The sequence below is a fragment of the Massilia horti genome (assembly GCF_004614195.1).
In the GTDB taxonomy this organism is placed as follows: domain Bacteria; phylum Pseudomonadota; class Gammaproteobacteria; order Burkholderiales; family Burkholderiaceae_D; genus Telluria; species Telluria horti.
Genome location: NZ_SPUM01000045.1, coordinates 49,608 through 69,405 on the forward strand (window position 1 = coordinate 49,608; position 19,798 = coordinate 69,405).

At 63.6% G+C, this 19,798-nt stretch carries 19 protein-coding genes; 8 read left to right on the forward strand and 11 right to left on the reverse strand.

What is annotated here, in order from left to right; genetic code table 11:
- Positions 1–42: 42 nt before the first annotated feature.
- Positions 43–1,569, forward strand: coding sequence for a CHASE3 domain-containing protein (locus E4O92_RS07715; protein ID WP_135189179.1), 1,527 nt, complete (start codon positions 43–45; stop codon positions 1,567–1,569).
- On the opposite strand, the gene E4O92_RS07720 is transcribed toward E4O92_RS07715, so the two are convergent.
- A complete protein-coding gene (locus E4O92_RS07720) occupies positions 1,566–2,375 on the reverse strand; it encodes a Crp/Fnr family transcriptional regulator (protein WP_135189180.1) in 810 nt (269 codons plus the stop codon). The two genes, E4O92_RS07715 and E4O92_RS07720, sit on opposite strands and share 4 nt — an antisense overlap.
- Before the next feature lie 262 nt (positions 2,376–2,637).
- Here E4O92_RS07720 and E4O92_RS07725 point away from each other — a divergent pair, with 262 nt between their 5' ends.
- The 3 genes from E4O92_RS07725 to E4O92_RS07735 all read left to right on the forward strand — a co-directional run bounded on the left by E4O92_RS07725 (position 2,638) and on the right by E4O92_RS07735 (position 6,327).
- Positions 2,638–3,303, forward strand: coding sequence for a response regulator transcription factor (locus E4O92_RS07725; RefSeq protein ID WP_135189181.1), 666 nt, complete (start codon positions 2,638–2,640; stop codon positions 3,301–3,303).
- Entirely contained in the window at positions 3,300–4,634 is a 1,335-nt protein-coding gene (locus E4O92_RS07730; RefSeq protein WP_135189182.1) for a sensor histidine kinase, read from the forward strand. Before E4O92_RS07725 ends, E4O92_RS07730 begins: the two co-directional genes overlap by 4 nt.
- Before the next feature lie 196 nt (positions 4,635–4,830).
- Positions 4,831–6,327 carry an MBL fold metallo-hydrolase gene (locus E4O92_RS07735; RefSeq protein WP_135189183.1) on the forward strand — a complete coding sequence of 499 codons (1,497 nt, stop codon included), beginning with the start codon at positions 4,831–4,833 and terminating at the stop codon, positions 6,325–6,327.
- A 28-nt stretch (positions 6,328–6,355) separates the two neighbouring features.
- Here the strand turns inward: E4O92_RS07735 and E4O92_RS07740 are convergent, their stop codons facing one another.
- Positions 6,356–6,820 carry a hypothetical protein gene (locus tag E4O92_RS07740; RefSeq protein WP_135189184.1) on the reverse strand — a complete coding sequence of 155 codons (465 nt, stop codon included), beginning with the start codon at positions 6,818–6,820 and terminating at the stop codon, positions 6,356–6,358.
- A 10-nt stretch (positions 6,821–6,830) separates the two neighbouring features.
- Positions 6,831–7,370 (reverse strand): glycoside hydrolase family protein, encoded by a 540-nt coding sequence (locus E4O92_RS07745; protein WP_229483146.1) that lies wholly within the window; start codon positions 7,368–7,370, stop codon positions 6,831–6,833.
- A 54-nt stretch (positions 7,371–7,424) separates the two neighbouring features.
- Here E4O92_RS07745 and E4O92_RS07750 point away from each other — a divergent pair, with 54 nt between their 5' ends.
- On the forward strand, positions 7,425–7,844 hold the full coding sequence (locus tag E4O92_RS07750; RefSeq protein WP_135189185.1) for an Hcp family type VI secretion system effector: 420 nt from the start codon (positions 7,425–7,427) through the stop codon (positions 7,842–7,844).
- A gap of 75 nt (positions 7,845–7,919) precedes the next feature.
- Here the strand turns inward: E4O92_RS07750 and E4O92_RS07755 are convergent, their stop codons facing one another.
- The 8 genes from E4O92_RS07755 to E4O92_RS07790 form a co-directional block, all read right to left on the reverse strand.
- Positions 7,920–8,837, reverse strand: a complete 918-nt coding sequence (locus E4O92_RS07755; protein WP_135189186.1) for a DMT family transporter — start codon at positions 8,835–8,837, stop codon at positions 7,920–7,922.
- Between the two features lie 60 nt (positions 8,838–8,897).
- Positions 8,898–9,656 carry a helix-turn-helix domain-containing protein gene (locus E4O92_RS07760; RefSeq protein WP_135189187.1) on the reverse strand — a complete coding sequence of 253 codons (759 nt, stop codon included), beginning with the start codon at positions 9,654–9,656 and terminating at the stop codon, positions 8,898–8,900.
- Between the two features lie 117 nt (positions 9,657–9,773).
- Complete coding sequence (locus tag E4O92_RS07765) at positions 9,774–13,082, reverse strand: pilus assembly protein (RefSeq protein ID WP_135189188.1); 3,309 nt, start codon at positions 13,080–13,082, stop codon at positions 9,774–9,776.
- Positions 13,083–13,096: 14 nt separating this feature from the next.
- A complete protein-coding gene (locus E4O92_RS07770) occupies positions 13,097–13,666 on the reverse strand; it encodes a hypothetical protein (protein ID WP_135189189.1) in 570 nt (189 codons plus the stop codon).
- The gene (locus E4O92_RS07775; protein WP_135189190.1) at positions 13,663–14,748 is read right to left on the reverse strand and encodes a PilW family protein; all 1,086 of its coding nucleotides are present in this window, start codon (positions 14,746–14,748) and stop codon (positions 13,663–13,665) included. The genes E4O92_RS07770 and E4O92_RS07775 overlap by 4 nt, the downstream gene beginning before the upstream one ends.
- Positions 14,749–14,760: 12 nt before the next feature.
- Positions 14,761–15,348 carry a type IV pilus modification PilV family protein gene (locus E4O92_RS07780; protein ID WP_135189191.1) on the reverse strand — a complete coding sequence of 196 codons (588 nt, stop codon included), beginning with the start codon at positions 15,346–15,348 and terminating at the stop codon, positions 14,761–14,763.
- A 1-nt stretch (position 15,349) separates the two neighbouring features.
- Positions 15,350–15,814, reverse strand: a complete 465-nt coding sequence (locus E4O92_RS07785; protein WP_135189192.1) for a GspH/FimT family pseudopilin — start codon at positions 15,812–15,814, stop codon at positions 15,350–15,352.
- Entirely contained in the window at positions 15,808–16,215 is a 408-nt protein-coding gene (locus E4O92_RS07790) for a type IV pilin protein (protein ID WP_135189193.1), read from the reverse strand. The genes E4O92_RS07785 and E4O92_RS07790 overlap by 7 nt, the downstream gene beginning before the upstream one ends.
- Before the next feature lie 327 nt (positions 16,216–16,542).
- Here E4O92_RS07790 and E4O92_RS07795 point away from each other — a divergent pair, with 327 nt between their 5' ends.
- From E4O92_RS07795 to E4O92_RS07805, 3 genes are all read left to right on the forward strand, one after another.
- Positions 16,543–17,079: a hypothetical protein gene (locus E4O92_RS07795; RefSeq protein ID WP_135189194.1), complete on the forward strand. Its 537-nt coding sequence runs from the start codon at positions 16,543–16,545 to the stop codon at positions 17,077–17,079.
- Positions 17,080–17,120: 41 nt separating this feature from the next.
- A complete protein-coding gene (locus tag E4O92_RS07800; RefSeq protein ID WP_206076832.1) occupies positions 17,121–17,867 on the forward strand; it encodes a neutral zinc metallopeptidase in 747 nt (248 codons plus the stop codon).
- A gap of 227 nt (positions 17,868–18,094) precedes the next feature.
- Positions 18,095–19,750, forward strand: coding sequence for a peptide chain release factor 3 (locus tag E4O92_RS07805; protein ID WP_135189195.1), 1,656 nt, complete (start codon positions 18,095–18,097; stop codon positions 19,748–19,750).
- Positions 19,751–19,798 lie beyond the last annotated feature (48 nt).

Below are 19,798 nucleotides of genomic sequence, written 5' to 3' on the forward strand. Positions count from 1 at the left end.
GGAACTATAATGGCAGTGTTTGTCGCGCGAAAGGAACCGAGGATGAACAAAGAGACCACGGCCCGGCCGGCGCGCAGCCTGCCGCGCTACAAAACCTTGCTCTGTTGCGCCTGCGTCGCGATCCTGCTCGCCAACGGTTTTTCCCTGCTGCGCAACCTCGACGCCCTCAAGGCCACCAATGCGCTGCAGACGCAAAGCGCGCGCGTTGCCGACGAGCTCCAATACGTGAATCTGCTGGTCACGGATGCCGAAAGCGGCGTGCGCGGCTATTTCCTGTCCGGCTCCGACGCTTACCTGGGGCCGGTGCGCCACGCGCCGCAGGAGGTCGACCGTGAATTCGGCAAGCTGACGACGCTGCTTGCCGACAATCCTTCGCAACTGAAAAACCTGGCCCAGCTGCGCAACCTGGTCGAGCGCCGCATCGCCAGCATGCAGCAGGCGCTCGACGTCTACCGCACGGGTGGCTTGCAGGACATCGTGGCCATCGCCAGCGCGCCCGACAACAAGGCGCACATGGACGAGATCCGGTTGCAGGTGGTGATCATGACGGGAGAGCAAAACGAATTGCTGGCCAAACGGCATGCCGAGTTCTATCACCAGTACCACCAGGCGGTGTGGGTGGGATTGGGCATCAACGCCGCGGCAATCGCCGTCATCCTGCTGTTCTATACCGGCATCCGGCGCAGCTTTGGCCTGCGCCTGCGCGCCGAGCAGGCGCTGCAGCAGGCCAACGACCAGCTGGAAACGACAGTGGCGCTGCGCACCGAGCAGCTGTCGGTGCTCTCGCGCCACCTGATCCGGGTGGCGGAAGAGGAAAAGTCGCGCCTGGCGCGCGAGCTGCACGACGAGATGGGCGCCAACCTGACGGCCATCGGCATGGACCTGGCGACCGTGCGCGACCGGCTGGAGCGCAGCGAGCCGGAACTGGCGGCCATGCTCGCGCGTGCGCGCGTGACGCTGGTGGACACGGTCCAGCTCAAGCGCCGCATCATCGAAAACCTGCGCCCCAGCCTGCTCGACAACATGGGCCTGTCGGCTGCGCTGCACAGCTACGGCGGGGATTACGCTCGTGTAACCGGGATCGAATGCGATGTGCTGATCGAAGGCGAGGTCGACGCGGTGGCGCCGATGCAGGCGATCGCGCTGTTCAGGATCACCCAGGAAGCGCTCAACAACGTGGCCAAGTACGCCCAGGCGCGGCATGTGACGGTGCACCTGGTGCGCGAGGAAAAGGCCCTGTCCCTGCTGGTGGAGGATGACGGCATCGGCATCGCGCCGGATGCCTTGGCGCGGCCCAAGTCGCACGGTTTGCTCGGCATGCGCGAACGCGCCTTGCTGCTGGGCGGATCGCTGAAGGTGGAGCGCGGCGCGGGCGGTACGGGCACCTGCGTCAGCGCCTGGATACCGGTCGCGGCGTCCGACGGCGAGAACGGTGGCAAGGCCAGGCCGGCGCCGCAGGGGCGGTTGCCGGAGGTGCTGGAAAAGCCGGTGGAGCATACAGCATTCGTTGACAATGGCACCGCCGCCCCCGCGCCGGCACAGCGGGCGAACGGGGCCGCGCTGCGCTAGCGGGCGACATCCATGAGCAGGCGGTCGTATTCCGACTTGGCCACCTTGTAGCATTCGCCGGCATAGTCCTCCAGGCCCTGGCGGTCCAGCACGGTGATGTTGCCGCGGCGGTACTGGATCAGGCCCTCGTCCTGCAGCTTGCCGGCGGCGGCCGTGATGCTCTCGCGGCGCACACCCAGCATGATCGAAATGAGTTCCTGGGTGACCTTCAGCTCGTTGGAAGGCGAGCGGTCCAGACGGTCGAGCAGCCAGCGGCACAGTTTTTGCTCAATGGAACTGTGCCGGCCGCCGACCGCGTTCTGCGCCATCTGGGCAAACAGCGCATTGGTGTAGCGCATCAAGAGCTGGGGCAGGGTGCCGCCCTTGACGAAGGCGTCGCGCAGGTACTGGGTCTTCAGGCGGTAGCCGTAGCCGGCGCTTTGCACCACCGCGCTGCACATGGCGCGCTCGCCCATGAACAGCGACACCCCGACCACGCCCTCGTGGCCGACCACCGCGATTTCGGTGGTGGCGCCGTCTTCCATCACGTACACCAGCGACACGATCGCGGTGGTCGGGAAATAGACATAGTCGAGCTTGCTGCCGTATTCAAACAGCTCTTTGCTGAACGGCATTGCCACCAGTTCCAAGTGCTCAAACAGGGTTTCCAGGTCTTGGCGTGGGAGCGCGGCGAGCAGTTCATTCTGCTGGGTGCCGCTGTAACTGACAACCGGACGGGACGCAACTTTCAATTCCTCGCTCGACGAAGGAATCTGGTTTACCGTTTTCGCTTTTTGCGTGGCACCACCAAGTTGAGTGTTGTTCATTTTCTGTCCTTTTATCTCTGACTTACAGCTGGGGCGATGGGCAGATGCAGGGGCTGCTTTCTTGCCTCATCGCGATGGAAGTACATTAAAGCTATAGTCCGGTGCCGAACATAAGATTAGCCGTCGCAACGGTGTAGGCTGTTTGCATGATGTTTTGTCAGCCCAGTCCTACTAGACAAAATGCCGGCCGTTATCGTTTTTCTTGGGGGCGCGCAATGAAATGCCCGATAATGGGGCCATCCAAAATCACTTTCCCCTGCGCATGCACGTTTTACTGGTCGAAGATGACACCGTTCTCGCCGACGGCCTGGTCCGGGTCCTGCAGGCCCAGGGCATGCAGGTCGAGCTGGCGGCCGACGGCCTGCGCGCCGACCAGCTGCTGCAGGCAAGCAGCCCGGCGGTGGCGGTGCTCGATATCGGCCTGCCCGGCATCGACGGCTTCGAGGTCGTGCGGCGCCTGCGCGCGCGCGGCAGCCTGCTTCCGGTCTTATTGCTCACCGCCCGCGATGCGGTCGAGGACCGGGTGCACGGGCTGGAGCTGGGCGCGGACGATTACCTGGTCAAGCCGTTTGCCAGCGCAGAGCTGGTGGCACGCATCCGTGCCCTCGCGCGCAGGAACGCGGCCCACCCGGCCGCGCAGACGTTCGGCCAGCTGACGCTGGACGTCGCGGCGCGCCGCGCCTGCGTGGGCGCGCGCGAACTCGAACTGTCGGTGCGCGAATGGGCGGTGCTCGAATACCTGCTGCGGCACGCGGGCCGGGTGGTATCCAAGCAGCAGATCATCGATGCGATCGCCCCGTGGGGTGAAGACCTGACCCTGAACGCGGTCGAGGTCTACGTCTCGCGGCTGCGCAACAAGCTGGAAGGTGCGGGCGTGAACATCCGAACCGTGCGCGGCTTCGGTTACATGCTCGAGATGGCGGCATGAGCAGCATCCGGGTCCGGCTGCTCAAATGGCTGGTCGGGCCGATCGTCGTCGTCAACCTGGCCGGCGCCGCGCTGACCTACCTGCTGGCGTGGGCGCCGGCGCAGGTCGCGTTCGACCAGGCGCTGCTCGACGCCGCAGCCATGCTGGCGGCGCAGGTGCAGGGCGGCGATCCCGACGCGCCGCTGCAGATGCCGCGCGCCGACCTGGTCGATGCCACTTGGTTCTCGGTCCGCGACAGTGAAGGACACCTGCTGGCGGGCGATGCCGTGGTGCCGCTGGTAGCCAGGGACGGGGCGGCGCACGACGCCACCATCGGCGGCGAGCCGGTGCGCGCGGTGGCGTTGACGACCGAGACGGCGAACGGACAGACGGTCCAGATCGGCGTCGCGCGCACCATGCGCAAACTGCACCGGATCCGCTCGGCCACGCTGCGTTCGCTCGCGCTGATCGAGCTGGCACTCTCGCTTGGCCTGATCGGCCTGCTCTGGCTGTCGGTGACCAACGGCCTGCTGCCGCTGTCGCGCACCCGCGCCAACTTGGCCGCACGCGACGGCGAGGACCTGACCCCGGTGCAGCTGGACGACGTTCCACACGAGCTGGTCCCCGTGGTCGGCGCCTTCAACGAGCTGCTGGACAAGGTGCAGGCAGGCGCGCAGGCGCGCCACGACTTTTTGGCCGACATGGCGCACCAGCTGCGCACGCCGCTGGCGGGAATGCTGGTGCAACTCGAATGGCTGGCGGCGCGCCACGCAGGCGACCCCGAGACCGCCGGCTCGCTGAACCTGATGCGCGTGGCGAACGAGCGCATGATCCGCCAGACCAACCAGCTGCTTGCGCTGGCGCGCGCCACGCCGGGCGGGGTCGCGCAGGCGAGGCTGGAGACCGTGGATCTGGCGCAACTGGTGCAGGAGTCCGTGCAGTACTTCGTCGGCGAGGCCGACAAGAAGGGACAGGATCTCGGCTTCGACCTGGAGCGCGCGCTGGTGGCGGGCAACCCTTTCCTGCTGCGCGACCTCATCGACAACCTGATCGACAACGCGCTGCGCTACACGCCGGCGGGCGGTACGGTGACAGTACGCTGCGGCTCGGGCGGAGAGGGCGCCTGGTTGATCGTCGAGGATTCAGGCCCAGGCATCCCGCTAGAAAAGCGGGCGCTGGTATTCAACCGTTTCGTGCGGCTGGACGACAAGGTGCCGGGCAGCGGGCTGGGACTGGCCGTGGTGCGTGACATCGCGCTGGCGCATCGGGCGCGGATCGAGCTGTCGGACATGCCCCAGGGGAGGGGATTGAGATTCGCCGTGCGGTTCCCGCTTCCAATTGTAAATAAATAACAGAGCGCCTGACAAAGACCCTGACTTGCAATCAGAGCAACATCACCCCGTAAACTGGGGGCATTTTCCCTTCAACGAACGATAAGCCGACCCTCTCTGCGCACCTGCCGGCTTGTGCATATGGAAAAATGAACAGCTTGTTGGTGCTCAAATCCTGGGCTATCCTCCGGTCAAATTCCAAAAGACCAAGGATGACATGAAGCCAAGGAATTTCTTCGTATTAGCTGCATTTGGCATCGCCTCGTCCGCATTTGCTGCGGACCCGGCCAGCCAGACACTCCTGAAGCAGGCGCTTGCAGCCCAGGGCGGCGAACCGTTGCTTCGCTCGGTGAAATCAATTTCGTTCGAGTCTTCAGGCTACCGCAATATGCTCGAGCAGTCCGAACGGCCCGAAGGCCCGTACCTGATCGAGTTTCATGATCTGGCCGAACTGCGCGACCACGCGAACCGGGGGCTGTTCCGCCACCTGCAGGTGCGCACGCCGCTTGAAAGCTACACCTCGACGATGACCGTGGCGAATCAGGTTGCCATGCAGACCTTTGGTACCAGGCAAATGCCGGGCACCAGCCAGGACGTTAAGATCGCGGCCGAAGCGCTTGCCCTCAGTCCGGAACGGGTACTGCTCACCGCACTGGACGCCGCCGACACCCATCGCGAAGCCGACACCGTGCTGCACGGCGTGCCGCACCAGGTCGTCGGGTTCACGCTGGACGGGGGGCGCGCGCACATCTACCTCAATCAATATACGCACCTGCCTTCCGCGATCGATTACGCCGGCCCGCTCGCACGCGGCGGCAATGCCGCCTACCTGGGCGATGTGGTGCAGCGCACGGCGTGGAGCTTTTGGCGGCTGGACAAGAGCGGCCTGCGTTATCCGATGCAGTGGGACGTCCAGATTAACGGCATGCCGGACCGCACCATGATGTTGCGAGCGTTCAAGGTATCAACCGACTACGACCGGCCCCTGGTTGAGGTGCCGCAGGCGATTGCCGCGCAGTTCAAGCCGGACGCGCCGCCACGTGACCCGGCCGAGATGCCGCTCGGCGCCAAGCACCCCGAGATCGCTCCTGGCATCGTGCTGATTGAGGGTGCGTGGAACACGGCCCTGGTGGATCAGGGCGACGGCCTGGTCGTGATCGAGGCGCCGATTTCTTCAAGCTATTCGCGCAAAGTGCTGGCCGAGGCCGAGCGCCGCTATCCCGGCAAGCCGATCAAGGCGATGGTGACGACGTCCGACTCCTGGCCGCACCTGGCCGGCATCCGCGAATATGTGGCGCGCGGCATTCCTGTCTATGCGCTCGACCTGTCCGAGCCGATCGTGCGCCGTACCTTGAGTGCGCCGTACTCGTGGCGTGGCGATACGCTGCATAATGCGCCCCGCAAGGCCGACCTGCGTCTGGTCGGCGGCAAGACGGTGATCGGCACCGGTCCGAACCGCATTGAGCTTTACCCGCTGCGCGGCGCCACCACGGAGCGCCAGATGATGGCCTACTTGCCCGCGCACAAACTGCTCTACGGCAGCGACCCGTTCCAGAAGGACCGGGCGACCGGCACCTATAACCAGCCGCAGCAGGTGAGCGAGCTGGTTCAGGCGGTCGAGCGCGAGCATCTCCAGGTGGACCGCTTTTTCATGATGCACATGCCGGTGGCGCCGTACAAGGAGCTACTGGAGGTGAAGGGCAGTGAGGACTGAGGACGGTGTGTTTTACCGGCTGCAGCAGCTAGCGACTCACCCGGACCGCTTCAAAGAAAAAGCCCTCCCAAAATATAACCACCCGATTGGGTTTCTTGACGAAGACTTGAGTGCAGTTAATATCAACAACGGTGACGGGGTTTGGCAACTTTAGCTTTGAAGCGCCGATTCCCGCTTCCCGTTGTAGATAAAGACTTGGCTCAACACGCTTCGTTTCGAAACCTGGTACCCCGCAATCCTGGCCGTCGTCAAATCGCGACCAATTTTTGCTTATCGTGAGGACGTGGCCGAGAAGTTGTTGAGCCTCTTGTTCGTCCAATGACGACGGGACGGTAAAATCCAGAGCGGAGACGAATTTCCATTTCCCGATAACCTCATGCCCGGGCTGCGCAGCTTGAGATGGCAATGGCGACCATGCCGCTAACGTGATGGCTGCCACCGATGGAAACGAACGCAGCCGCTGGCGCAAGGCGGGGCAATGCGAATATCCCATGTTAACGATCCTATTTGCTTTCTTGCCTAGAAATTTCCGCTGCATTACGGAACGGCGCGCTTTCCTCTGCGCGACGAGTTATAAGTCCGGGCGCCATCTTTAATTTCCCATCGACATCCGATTTAATCACACCTGACATTATCTTAGCGGCAGTCGCAAAGTCGTTTCTGTTCAAGGCGGAATATACCTCTTGGTTAGTGACGTTCTTGGTGTTATATGTAAAACTCACCAGGCCGTCGAATTGGGCTTGATTGAGTGGGACCTGTACTTTGAGTTTAACTCGCCGCTCGGCCTCGGCTATCCGTTTATTATATTCAATGTCGATTGAGGCTGCGTCTACTTTCCGCTTAAGCTCTTCGGGGGTGCACACGCCTCGATGGTGGTAAAAGCCGATTCCCCAGGTGCAATTCCCCTTGTTTCTGCCCAGGTCGTTGTAATATTTGAGTACAGCTTTCTCCGTATTCCGCATTTTCGCTCGCGCCTCCGGACTCATGGTCATCCCCGCATTTGCGGAGCTTGAGGAATTGGGTTTGGAATTCGTAGTCGTCATTTTTAGCCCCATCAGACCTAGACCGCCAACTTATCACTTGCGCATAAACAGTCATTGTTTTCCATCAAGCAGGCTCAGCAGCAATGCTTGCGCAGTGCTGTGGCATCAACCTCGGGTGGGCATACTATCGCACGAGCCGAAATGGAGGACGTTGCATTTACCAAGCTAGCCGATTTGTCCTCGCCCATTCTGGCGCAGCACTGCGCGATGGGAAAGACCATTCCAAAGGCTAAATTCGAGTTTATGCGCGCCGATGGAAGCGGCAAGCCGATCAAGTATTCTGAAATGGATTTAACAAACGTGCTTATCGGCGCAATGCATCCGAGCATTGAAGTCGGCGGGTTCCTGACTGAGCAAGTAACGTTAAAATTTTCGAAGGTGACATGGACGTATACGCAGCAAATGACCGGCGGTGGCGCGGGTGGTAGCACGGTCGGTGGCTGGGACCTAGCGGCCAATAAAGCGGCTGCCTAGACAGGAGATGAAAGGCGGCGAGGACCGAGGCCGGCGTCGGTCCCCGCATGCCGGGCTTATGCTGTCGCGTGCTTGTCAGCCGGCGTTGTTCCTGTGGGCAGACGCGCATGAAACTACGCCGGCGATAAGCAGTACCATCGCCGCGCTTTCGAGCGCGGTGGGCCAGCGCTGTTCCCACAGGAATCCGTAAAGGGAGGCGAACAGCGTCTCAAACACAATCATTTGCCCCACGAGGGTTAGCGGAAGCGTGCGGCTGGCGTGATTCCAGAGTGCGTTACCAAGTACCGAGCAAAAGATTGCGACCGCGGTGACAACGCCGGCGAAATAAAACCATTCTGACGTTCCGTGGCTGGCGGTGGCCGCGATGGACGCCGGCACTGCCAGCATAAGCGCTTCCACACCTGTGACCACCCCGGTCAAGAGGCTCCATTCGTGAGCCGAAACGGATTGCAGCCGTGCCAGCCATCTGCTGTTACTGACTGCGTAGATGGTCCAGGATACGAGCGATCCTATCGCGCACAGCAGCCCAGCGAGCGATCCATGCCCAGGGCCGGACAACGACTGCCAACCGATGCAAATCAGCCCTGCCGCGCTCAGGGCTAGCGACGGCACCAGCCGTCGCAACGCCAGCGCATGCTTATCGCGGCTTCCAACCAGCGTGACGGTCACGGGCAACAAGCCGATTACAAGCGAAGGCATCGCTACGCCGCCGAGCTGCACTGCGTTCGCAAGAAACACGTAATAGATGATGTTGCCTGTGAAGCTGAGCCAGATGAGGGCGCGCCACTCCTTCCATGTCAGCCTTCCCGCCAAACGCCGCCAAATTGGCGCCACCAGCACGGCCGCGACAATTCCGTACGCCAGGTAGCGTCCGGCGGAAAGCTGAATCGGCTGGAAGCCGGGGGTCAGTTTCGGTGCAAGAAATACCAGGCCCCAAAAGGCGCCGGCGACGATACTTGAGCCAATGCCGAGCCAAGTTTTGTTAACAACCATGATTGAATCTCCCGAAACCGGGGATTCTGGACGGTTTGTCCCAAGCTTTCTTGGCGCGCGCTACTGTCTTTTTGGCCTGTTCTCTCGGCTTTGGCGGCGATATGCGGCGGGCGTCGTATCCATGGCATTGCGCATTGCCCGTGTCAGGGTGCTCTGGTCAGAGAAACCTGCGCCAAGTGCGATATCGGCGATAGAACGGTCGGTATGAGCCAGCCATTCGCATGCGCGGTTGATTCGCTGCGCAAGCAGCCAGGCATGGGGGCTGGTGTCCAGTTCCGAGCGAAACAGGGCGTGAAGCCGGCTAATGCTCAGGCCAGCACTTCGGGCCATCGATTCGGTAGTCCAGGGCAAACCCGGTTCGCCCTCAATTCTGGCCAAAAGCGCGGCCAGGCGCGAAGTCGGCTGCGCAACGCTCGACGTGAGCGTGTCGAGCAGCAGTGGTACCCAGCCGTTGACTACCGCTGGCCGGATATCCTGCTGATCCGTGATGATCCCCATGTATTCGACCAGCTTGCGCGCGGCTGGGCTAATTCCCGTGAACGGCTTGTCCAGCAGCCGCTCCCACGATCCTTGGGTGATGGTCGCGACATCGATATCGAGGATGATCGAGCGATTTGCGGTGCTACTGCATTGGGAGTGCCAGGCGCCGGGCCTGACCAGGGCGCCATGGAGCGGGTCAAGCTGTTTTTGCTTTCCTTCGATCTCGAGTAAAAGCTCGCCACTGACAGGCAGTACGAGCTGGGCAAATTCGTGGCGATCCGATTGCCTGTTTGCGCAGTAGCTGCGGACATGAAGGTCGACGAATGGTACTGCGCTCATAACACACCGATGCTGGTCAAGCCGAATCCCCGAGTCTAGCATGGCAGCTGGAACGCCTGTGTAGCAGGCGCCCCTTGAAAAACGTATTTCGGGGCGGCTCCCGACCGCCCCGTGCCATCAATCGCTCGAGGTGTAGGTGTAGGCGCGGTTGCGCTTGGAGCTGATCGTGGGCCGGATCTTCTGCGGTGCGATCGCGACGCTGGCGCCGGCCGCACCGTCGCTGGCTTTCTGGGCCGCGCCGATCACCACCGTGGTCGCCTTGCCGTCGACCGGCACGCCAGTGGCCAGCACCGGCGAGGGCGGCAGGCCGCCGCCCACGAATGGCGAGGAGCGCTGGCCTCCGCAGGCGCCAGGGGTGCCGATCGCGCCGGATGCGTTGAACAGGTTGACCCAGTAGCCGCGCGCTTCGCCCAGCGTGGTGGCGCAGGTGCCGGCCGCCGGCGGTATCGGCCGGTTGGTGCTGAAGGTGACCATGCCGCCGGCGATCAAGGCGGAGGTGACCACCTGTTCGCCCTGGCCGTTCGCGTTCAGGTTCATGAACCAGCCGTCCGGGCCCTCGCCGGGCAGGATCGGCGCCGCGGCGCAATCGGTGCTGGCGCTGTAATCGACCAGCGCGTCCAGGTCCTTGACGCCGCTGCCCAGCGGCGCGGCCAGCTTGTCCTTGTACACATAGAAGCGGTTGCGCACGTTGGCATACGGGTAGTGCTCGTACAAAGGGTGCTCGCGGTCGCCACTGCCGATCGCCACGTAGACGTAGCCTTTGCTGGCCAAGAGCGCGGGCGCGAACAGGAACTTGCGGCCGCCGGTGCTGGTGCGCGCGACCATGCGGCTGGTCCAGGCGGACGGCGCCAGCGGCAGGTGGGTGTTGGTGCTGTCGATGAAGTCGACCCGGTACAGGTTGCCGCCGGTATCGGCCGCGTAGGCGTAATCCGGGGAGCCGTCGTTGTCGACGTCGACCATCGCCACGTCGGCCGCGACCGCGCGCTCGGTGACAAACGAGCGGATCAGCGCGCCGGTGGCGGCATCCAGCACGTAGATCATGCCGCCCTTTTTGCCGGCGCAGCTCGGGGTGCGGGTGTCGGCGTCCTCGCAGCGGTCGTAGCCGCCGCCGACCACCACCACCGGGCTGGTGCCCGAGTAGCCCTTGATCAAGGCCACGCTCGGGGTCGACCAGGTCTGGCCGATCATCTCCATGCCCGGGGTGCATCCGGTGTCGTCAAGGAGGTTCGGGCAGCCGGCTTTCCATTTGAAGGCCGGATTGTCGGGGTTGGTGACGTCGAGCGAATAGATCATGCGGCCGCCCCGGCGCATGGACGGGTAGATCCAGACCTGCGAGTTGTCGGCGTTCTGGTAGACCCCGGTCGAGCCGTCGAAGAAGTAGTCCTTCGGCGTCGGCGACGTAGGCAGGCCGGCCGGCATGTGAGGGTAGGCGACCAGCGGGCTGTTGGTCTTCAGGCGCGACAGGCGCGGGAAGAATTCGGGCGCGACGAAGGCCCAGCGCTCGACCCCGGTGGCGGCGTTCAGCGCGCGCAGGGTGCCGTCGTTGGCGCCGTAGAACACGGTCACCCCGGTTCTGCCGCCATAGTTCAGCGGCAGCGGGCGGGAGTGGATCACGTCGCCGTGGATCGACGGCCGGGTGGTGGTCAGCTGGCCGGTGCCTTTCTCGTTGTTGACGTCCTCGCCGCGGATGAAGCGCACCAGGCTGTCGTCCAGGCCGGAATTACCGATGTTCAAAGGGGTCAGCGTCCTGCCCGACAGGGTGAGCACGTTGCGGTTGACCGCCTGGCTGGTGGTGGTGCCGGACGGCGCGTTGCCATAGCGCAGGATCTGGGCCGCCGCGCCCTTCTCGACGAACGGACCGTCCGGCGCGTCGGAGTACTTGTTGAAGCCGCCGAGGGTGCAGGTGCCCGCGGGGTCGGGCGTCACGCCCAGGTTGTTCCAGTAACTGCCGCTGTCGCTGGTCCAGTAGCTGGTCGCGCATGGCGTCACGAAGCCGGTCAGCGGGTTGACCGCGGGCTGGCCGGCGACGTCGCCGAGGTCGACGTTCGAGCCCGAGTTGATCAGCTGGTAGCGCTTGAGGTTGCCGAACCAGCGCGGCTGGGCCTGCGCGTCCGGGCGGAACATGCCGATGAACACCTGGTTCTCGTTCTGGGAACGGTTGGTGGCATTGACCGGCAGCGACGTCGAGGCGAACGAGACGTTGACCGCCTGGATCTCGATCAGGATCTGCCGCAGCGCGTCGATGATCGCCTGCTCGCTGCGCGCCGCGAAGTACTTGCCGCCGCCCGCCTTGGCCATGCTCATCAGGAGGGCGGTCTGGGTCGCGTCCGGCTGGGCGTTGTAGACGTCGATGGTGTAGGTGGTGACCGATGGGCGGATGGAGCTGCCGGACAGCGGCACCCCCTGGTCGTGCAGCAGGCGCGCCCACTCGTCGGCGTTGCGCGGGCCAGTGTCGGTACTGCTGGTGCCAGTGGGCGTGGTCGTGATCACGGTGTTGGTGCCCATCACGTTAAATCGCGTGGTGTTCCTGCCGCACGAGGCGTTCGAGGCCGCCGCGCCGATGCTGCAGCCGTCGGTGTAGGACGAGCAGGCACTACTGAAGTTGGGCAGTTCGGCCGCTGCCAGGCCGGCGTTCTTGTAGCAGGCGGCGGTGGTGCCGACCTGGGTTTGGGTGCTGGTGCTGGTGCTCGTAAAGTTCGGCAGGCCGAGCTGGGTCACCGGGATCAGCCTGCCGCTCGCGTCACGGTTGTTGGTGATGGTGTTGAGCGCGTTCGTGTTGGCCGCACTGTCGGAGGCCGGACCGCTCTGGTTCGGGTTGCCGATGAAGATCACGAAGGTCTTGCCGCAGGTGTTGTCGGCAGTCAGCGGCGAAGCGAAGCGCGAGAAGGGGGCGGTGTACCCGGCCGCGTCGGCCTTGCTGGCCACCACGGCGGACGGCGAATACGAGTTGGCGCCGGCGAAGTAGTTGTACACGTCGTACATCAGGTCGCCGTACGCCGTGTTCGAATTGCGCTTTTCGTCGGGGCTGTTGATGTTGTTGTAGATAATCGTCAGCTGGTTCGACAAGTTCATCTTGTTGGTCGCATCCATCGGCCGGATTGCGTAGCGGATGAAGCCGCCAGTGTCGTTGGCGTTGCCGCCGGTGACGAATTCCATCAGGCCGAGGCTGATCGAGCCGTCCATCTCGGCCATCACAGTCCTGATCGCGTTGGTCTCGGACTGGCCTTGGGACGGGCCGGACCATTTCTGGCTCTGGCGTGCCCAGTTCGAGGTGTTGTCCAGTACGATCAGGATGCGCGGGTTGGCCGCCATGCCGCCGGAGGCGCCGGTGAAGATGTCGATGTCGTCGGCGCCGGCGTTAAGCGGAATGGCGGCGGCCAAGGGCAAGGCCAAGGCAAGCGCCCGGCTAAAAGTCGTGCGGATCATGGCGTCCTCTCTGTTCATGAACTGGGGCAGTTGTTGGCGACGTCGTCGCGCGCCACGCGCACGGCCACGCCCTGGGTCACCTTGACCTGGGCCCCGCTGTCGGTATCGGTGCCCACGGCCGTTACCTCCCACACGGTGTCGGCGCAGGCCGAGCTGCCGTCGACCGCGCCGGCCACGCCGAAGCTCTGGCCGCTGCCCATGCTGCACTCGGCATCTTCACGCTTGGCCAGGTCGAGCGCGGAGTTCATGATGACCGGCGCCATTACGCACTTGGGCCTGGGCGTGATCGCGACCTTGACGTCGGTCTTGCCGTCGCCGTTGGTGTCGATGCAGCGCTGGTTCGGCCCTTCACAAGGGTTGGCCAGGATGTCGTCCGGCGTGACGAAAAACCGCGTATTGCTGATGGTTTCCTCGATCACTTCGCGCGCTGCCGCCGTCGCCTCGTCGCGCCGCTGCATGTTGGTCACGACTTGCAGGTTCGATTTTCCGAGATTAAAGCTGGTCAGGGCGACCAGGGTCAGCAGCACGAGCAGGATCAGCGCGGTGACCAGGGTGATGCCGCGCTGGCGGTGCAGGGTAATCATGGCAGCCTCCGGCCGGCTGGGTTGGGCAGCGAGACCTGCGACTGGAACACGTGCCGCTTGTATTGGTCGTTGGCTGCGGGAATGGTGATCTCATTGCCGGCCGCGTCCTGGCCCAGCTTGTATGACTTGGTGTCGGTCCAGCCCTGGGTCTGCTGCGTGTTGCGGGCGAGCAGGTTCACCTTGACGGCGACCACGGTGCGCCAGTTGGCCACGGCGCAGGCGGGCGTGTTGCAGCCGTTGACGCCGGCCGGGTCGGCGCTGAACACGTCGGCCACGCCGTCGCCGCGGTTGACGGGGGTGACGTCGAGCCCGTATTCGAGCTGCAGGTTCTCGATCCCTTCGGCCAGCGGCACCACGGTGTAGGTCGCCGCGCCACCGTCGCTGCCCAGTTCGGCCCGCTTCAGGGTCGGGATGCCGTCGCCCGGCTTGTTGTTGTTGGCGATGAAGTAGATATGAGTACGGTAGCGCCGGATCGCCGCCAGGGTGCCGCTGCCGGCGACCGCGGTGCAATCGCGCTGGTGGCGGTTAAGACCGATGTTGGCGAGCGTGAGCGCATAGAAGTTGGCGCGGACGGGCGAATCGAGTTCGCTGTCGTTGTTGCACAGCGAAGCCTGGAAGAACGGGCCGCCGGCGCTGATCGGGTCGCAGCCGGGGGCGCCGGCGACGCAGGTGTTGGTGCGGCGCACCACCAGCACGTCGGTGTCGCGGCGCACGTCGGGCAGGCAGTCAAGGCCGGCAGCAATGTTGTCCAGGCCCTGCACCGGCAGCGTCAGCCCGGCCTTGAGCTCGTCCAGGTCCCGGGTGCAGGGCGAGGGCAGCGCGGCCGGGTTGTCCAGCACGGTCGGATCGAACTCGGCGAAATAGCCGGCATTGCGCAGGTCGACCGCCAGCAGGTCGATCGCGTAGCGGCCGTTTTCGACCTGGCGGTTGGCCTGTTCGATCTCGCCCTGGATCCGGGTGTTCTTCACGAACAGGGTCGACATGCCGGCCAGGATTACGAGGCCGATCGCCACCGCGACCAGCAATTCGGGGATCGAAAAGCCGCGCGCGGCGCGCAGGCGGGTTGGAAAGGATGTTCGCATGGTGCTCGCCTGTCAGAAGCAGTTGGGCAAGCCGACGGCGACGCGCGCCGACATCGCCCGCCGGTTGGTCTCGGGGCCGTATTCGCCGCGGCCGCAGTCCTGGGCCGGGGCCTTGGTTGGGTGCAGGCCCTGCCACGCGACCGTCACCAGGTACACCGCCGGGGTGCACACGCCGACCGCTGTGTTCCGGGCGCGCACCCGGGTGATGCAGCCGCGTGCGCCGCTCACCGCGCCGACCTGACTGTTGCTCCTGGTCTTCTCGGCGGCGCCCTGCAGCGCATGGCTCCATTCGCACTTGTCGCGCTCTGCCCTGCTGGTCAGTGCGTCGCAGTCGGCGGCCGGGGTGTCGTTGGTGCCGAGCGCGTGGGTGGTCAGGTAGGCGTCGGCGTTGTCGCCGTTGGCGGTCAGGCGCGACTGCATGTCCTGCAGCAGCACCGCGGCCTGGGCGCGCTGGTAGGACTCGACCGAACCGACCTGGGCCTTGACCTGGAAAACGGCCAGGCCGAGCAGGCCGAAGGCGAGCACGACCATGGTGACCAGCACTTCGATCAGGCTGGTGCCATGCGCGCGGCGGGGAGGCGTCAATGTGCGGTGGGCCATGTCAGCAACTCGTGGAGGACTGGTTGGGACGGCCGCCGAGGTCGACGCGGATGCAGCGGTGAGCGCTGGCGCCGGTAACAAAGATGTCGAACGAGGGCAGGCTGGTGCCCTTGATGCGGCCGTTGGGAAGGAAGGTGACGCGGTCCGGCCCGGACACGGTGGCCTTCGGCACCGCCGGATGGGCGTCCAGTACCTGGGTGCCGCCGGATGGATCGGGAATGCGCCAGCCGTCCTGCCAGCGGCCCAATGACGCCGGCGCCAGGGTGACCTCGGCATTGCGTTTGATGGCTTCGCTGCGGGCGCGCGACAGGGATGCGTGCAGGTCGCTGGCAACGCTGCGTACGCGCATGTTCGCGCTAAAGCCCGTGAACGACGGCATCGCCAGCCCAGCCAGTATCGCCAGGATGGCCAGCACCGCTATCAGTTCGAGCAGCGTGACGCCGCGGGGAGGGCGGGGCGTTACCATTTGCCGTCCGGCAGGCGGGTACCGGCGCTGTCGATCGACAGCGCGCCGTCACCGGCCTGGCTGCCGCCGCTGATCGGGATCGCGGTGATGGTGAAGGTGGGTGGCGCTTCGCCGACCGTGATCTCGATCGTGTATTTGGAGGAGACCGCCGCCGGGGTGGTCATGTTCAGGCCGGCCACGCTGTCCGCGTAGCTGCGCGCGTCGGCCAGGTACTGGGCCTCGGCCTGGGCCAGATCGACCAGGTGCGCCTGCGCCGCTGAGCGGTTGCTGCGAACCAGGTGCTTGGTATAAGACGGGTAGGCAATGGTCGCCAGCAGGCCGATGATGGCCACGCACACCATCAGCTCGACCAGCGTGAAGCCGCGGGCGGAAAAACGGCGCGCAAAGCGGAAGCGGTTCATGTTGGGCCCTCCGGCAGGGTAGTAAATGTTGCCCAGTATAAACACTGAAGCTGTCATTTGCCTGAAGGGATGCTGACAAAATGCTGACAACCGGCCGGGACTGTGGCGGATTTGCGCGCGCGCAGGGCGGAGCCGCATGACGCTACTCGTCCTACGAGTTCAGTACCATGTTCAGCTATTTTCTACACGCTTCGGATGGACGATTACTAGCTAATATTGCCTGGCCAGCACAGCCCTTGCCTGCTGCTGAAATTAAGTGCACACTCATTGCCAGTAGTTCAAAAAAAAGAGTCGAGCATCAGGGATGTAATCTCAAGGGGATAAAACATGAAACTGGCACGACGCTTCATCTTTTTTGTTCTGTTTAGTCTTATTAGCCTGGCTGTTTTTCAAAGAGCATCTGCGCAAACCGATCCGCGCCTAGTACTCGCCGAAATGATTCGGCAAAGCCAGACAGGGACGATGAATCCCTACTGGTACGGCCCCCAGCTTTGGCAAACGATAGCGTCACAAACCGGAAATACCGGGATTTATCCTCAACTCGTGCAACTGGGTCCTGTCCAGAACATATTCGTAACCCAGCAATTACAGCTACCGCAGGGCCAGCTGTTTGCGATGACGGTGCAGCACCTTAAAGGTCAATCGAAGTGGATATTTGGCATCAGCAATTTCTCGAACCGGATTGAATACGCGAATTTCAATGTGAGCCAGACGGCGGCGCCGCCGCCATTACCCGCCCCATTCCCGAGCCCAACCCCGATTCCGGCTCCTGGGCCCGGGACGTCGCCAGGTAGTTCAACGCCACCGTCTTCTACCGAGCCCAAGGATTCGGAAGCTTGCAAAAAATTTCCTAACCTCTGCTAGGGGGCGTCATGCCGACTCGCCGTGAGATCGTACAAGGAGGCTTGCTGACCCTGGTCTTTGGCACTGGTTTTGCGCTTTCCTGCGCCTGCCACGCACAGGCTCACCGGGCAAGACACAAATATGGCTGTGTCTTATCGCCCGATGACGCTACTCTGTTCATGGACGAGCGAACTGACGCCCGTCTCTACATCAGCGGAAACGAGCCAATGATTCCCCGCTCCGGCGATCGTGATTTCGACCTTGCCCTTGCGCACACGCTTGCTGCTGTCTCCGAAAAACTGGAAGCGCTGCCCAGCTTTGCCTATTACGACGACTATGACGGCGCCAACGCCTATGCCACACCGAAAGTAAGAATGAACAATGCGGATGGTACGGTGCTGTTCGGGCAAAGGTTGCTATCGAGGCTCATGAGCGGGACCGAGAGTCCGGAAGTCGCGGTCGCCGCCGTATGTGCCCATGAATTCGGCCACATCCTCCAGTTCAAACGCGGCCTCGACCGCGTAGTTGGAGTGGGCCAGCCGACGGTAAAGCGCGTTGAGCTCCAAGCCGACTTCTTCGCCGGCTATTTTGCGGGCGCCCGAAAACTGGAGCGCCCGAACTTCCCCGCCGCCGTATTCGCCATGACTCAACACAGCTTTGGCGACAACATGGTGAATCACCCGGGCCACCATGGCACCTCTGAGGAAAGAGGCGCCGCGATTGCGAAGGGTTTCGAAGCCGCTTACCGGGAAAAGTGCACGCTTGCCCAAGCCATACAGATCAGTACAAACTACGTCGCGGGACTATAGGGCGCCTACGTAATAGGCTTGTTTACCAGCGTTGATTTTGTCTACACCCCTCTAAAGAGAGCCTAACAAAATTCTCGCTTGCCGTAAGTGCAACATTCCTCTTGCACTGCGTCTTGACTAACGTCCGCGAGCATCTAAGTTTCATGCGGCCGCCGTTCAACACAAGGGAACGCATACCCGGTAAAATCGTCGGTTTTGCACAGTGTCCGCCAGCAATGGCCGAGAATATGCCTACCGATACCGCAGCACCCCCACTTGAGACCCCTGAATCCGGCGCCACCAAGACGCCGGCGGCGATTGCGAACGAAGTCGCGCGCCGCCGCACCTTCGGCATCATTTCCCACCCGGACGCGGGCAAGACGACACTGACCGAAAAGCTGTTGCTGTTCTCGGGCGCGATCCAGCTTGCCGGCACCGTCAAGGGCAGGAAGAGCGGCCGCCACGCGACCTCCGACTGGATGGATATCGAAAAGCAGCGCGGCATCTCGGTGGCCAGCTCGGTGATGCAGTTCGAGTTCCGCGACCACGTGGTCAACCTGCTCGACACCCCGGGCCACCAGGATTTTTCCGAAGATACCTACCGCGTGCTGACCGCGGTCGACTCGGCGCTGATGGTGATCGACGCCGCCAAGGGCGTGGAAGAGCAGACCATCAAGCTGCTCGACGTGTGCCGCATGCGCGACACGCCGATCGTCACCTTCATGAACAAGCTGGACCGCGAAACGCGCGACCCGCTCGAGCTGCTCGATGAAGTCGAGTCGGTGCTGAGAATCGAGTGCGCGCCGGTCACCTGGCCGATCGGCATGGGCAAGAACTTCCGCGGCGTGTACCACCTGCTCAACGACGAAGTCATGCTGTTCAAGGCGGGCGAAGAGCGCGCCGACGGCCTGTTCGAGGTCATCAAGGGGATCGACAACCCCAAGCTGCACGAGATGTTCCCGCTCGAGATGGAACAGCTGAAGATGGAAGTCGAGCTGGTGCACGGCGCCTCGCATACCTTCGACCTGGAGCGTTTCCTGGCCGGCGTGCAGACCCCGGTGTTCTTCGGCTCGGCGATTAACAACTTCGGCGTGCGCGAAATCCTGTCGGCGCTGGTCGACTGGGCGCCGGCCCCGCGCGAGCGCGATGCCACCGTGCGCAAGGTCGAGCCGACCGAGCCGCGTTTCTCCGGCTTCGTGTTCAAGATTCAGGCCAACATGGACCCGGCGCACCGCGACCGCATCGCCTTCCTGCGCGTGTGCTCCGGGCGCTTTGAAAAGGGCATGCGGGTCAAGCACCTGCGCCTGGGGCGCGAGGTCAAGCTGTCGTCGGTCGTGACCTTCATGGCCTCGAGCCGCGAGCAAGTGGAAGAAGCCTACGCCGGCGACATCATCGGCCTGCCCAACCACGGCAACATGCAGATTGGCGACAGCTTCTCCGAAGGCGAGATGCTCTCGTTCACCGGCATTCCGTATTTCGCGCCGGAGCTGTTCCGCCTGGTCCGCATCCGCAACCCGCTCAAGACCAAGCAGTTGCACAAGGGCCTGCAGCAGCTGGGCGAGGAGGGCGCGGTACAGGTGTTCAAGCCGGTGCTGGGCAGCGACCTGATTCTGGGCGCGGTTGGCGTGCTGCAGTTCGAGGTGGTGGCGAGCCGCCTGCTCAACGAGTACGGCGTGGATGCCGTGTTCGAGGGCACCAGCATCAGCAGTGCGCGCTGGGTGTCGAGCGACGACAAGAAGGCGCTGTCGGATTTCGAGTCGGCGCTGGGGCACAACGTCGCGTACGACGCGGCCGGCAACCTGGCGTACCTGGCCACCTCAAGCGTGAACCTGCGCCTGACGCAGGAGCGCTGGCCCAAGCTGCAGTTCCACGCCACGCGCGAGCACGCCGCAAAGCTGGGATAAGCCCGTAGCGGTGGTGAATCGTAGGGTGCGCACCTGTGCGCACGCGGT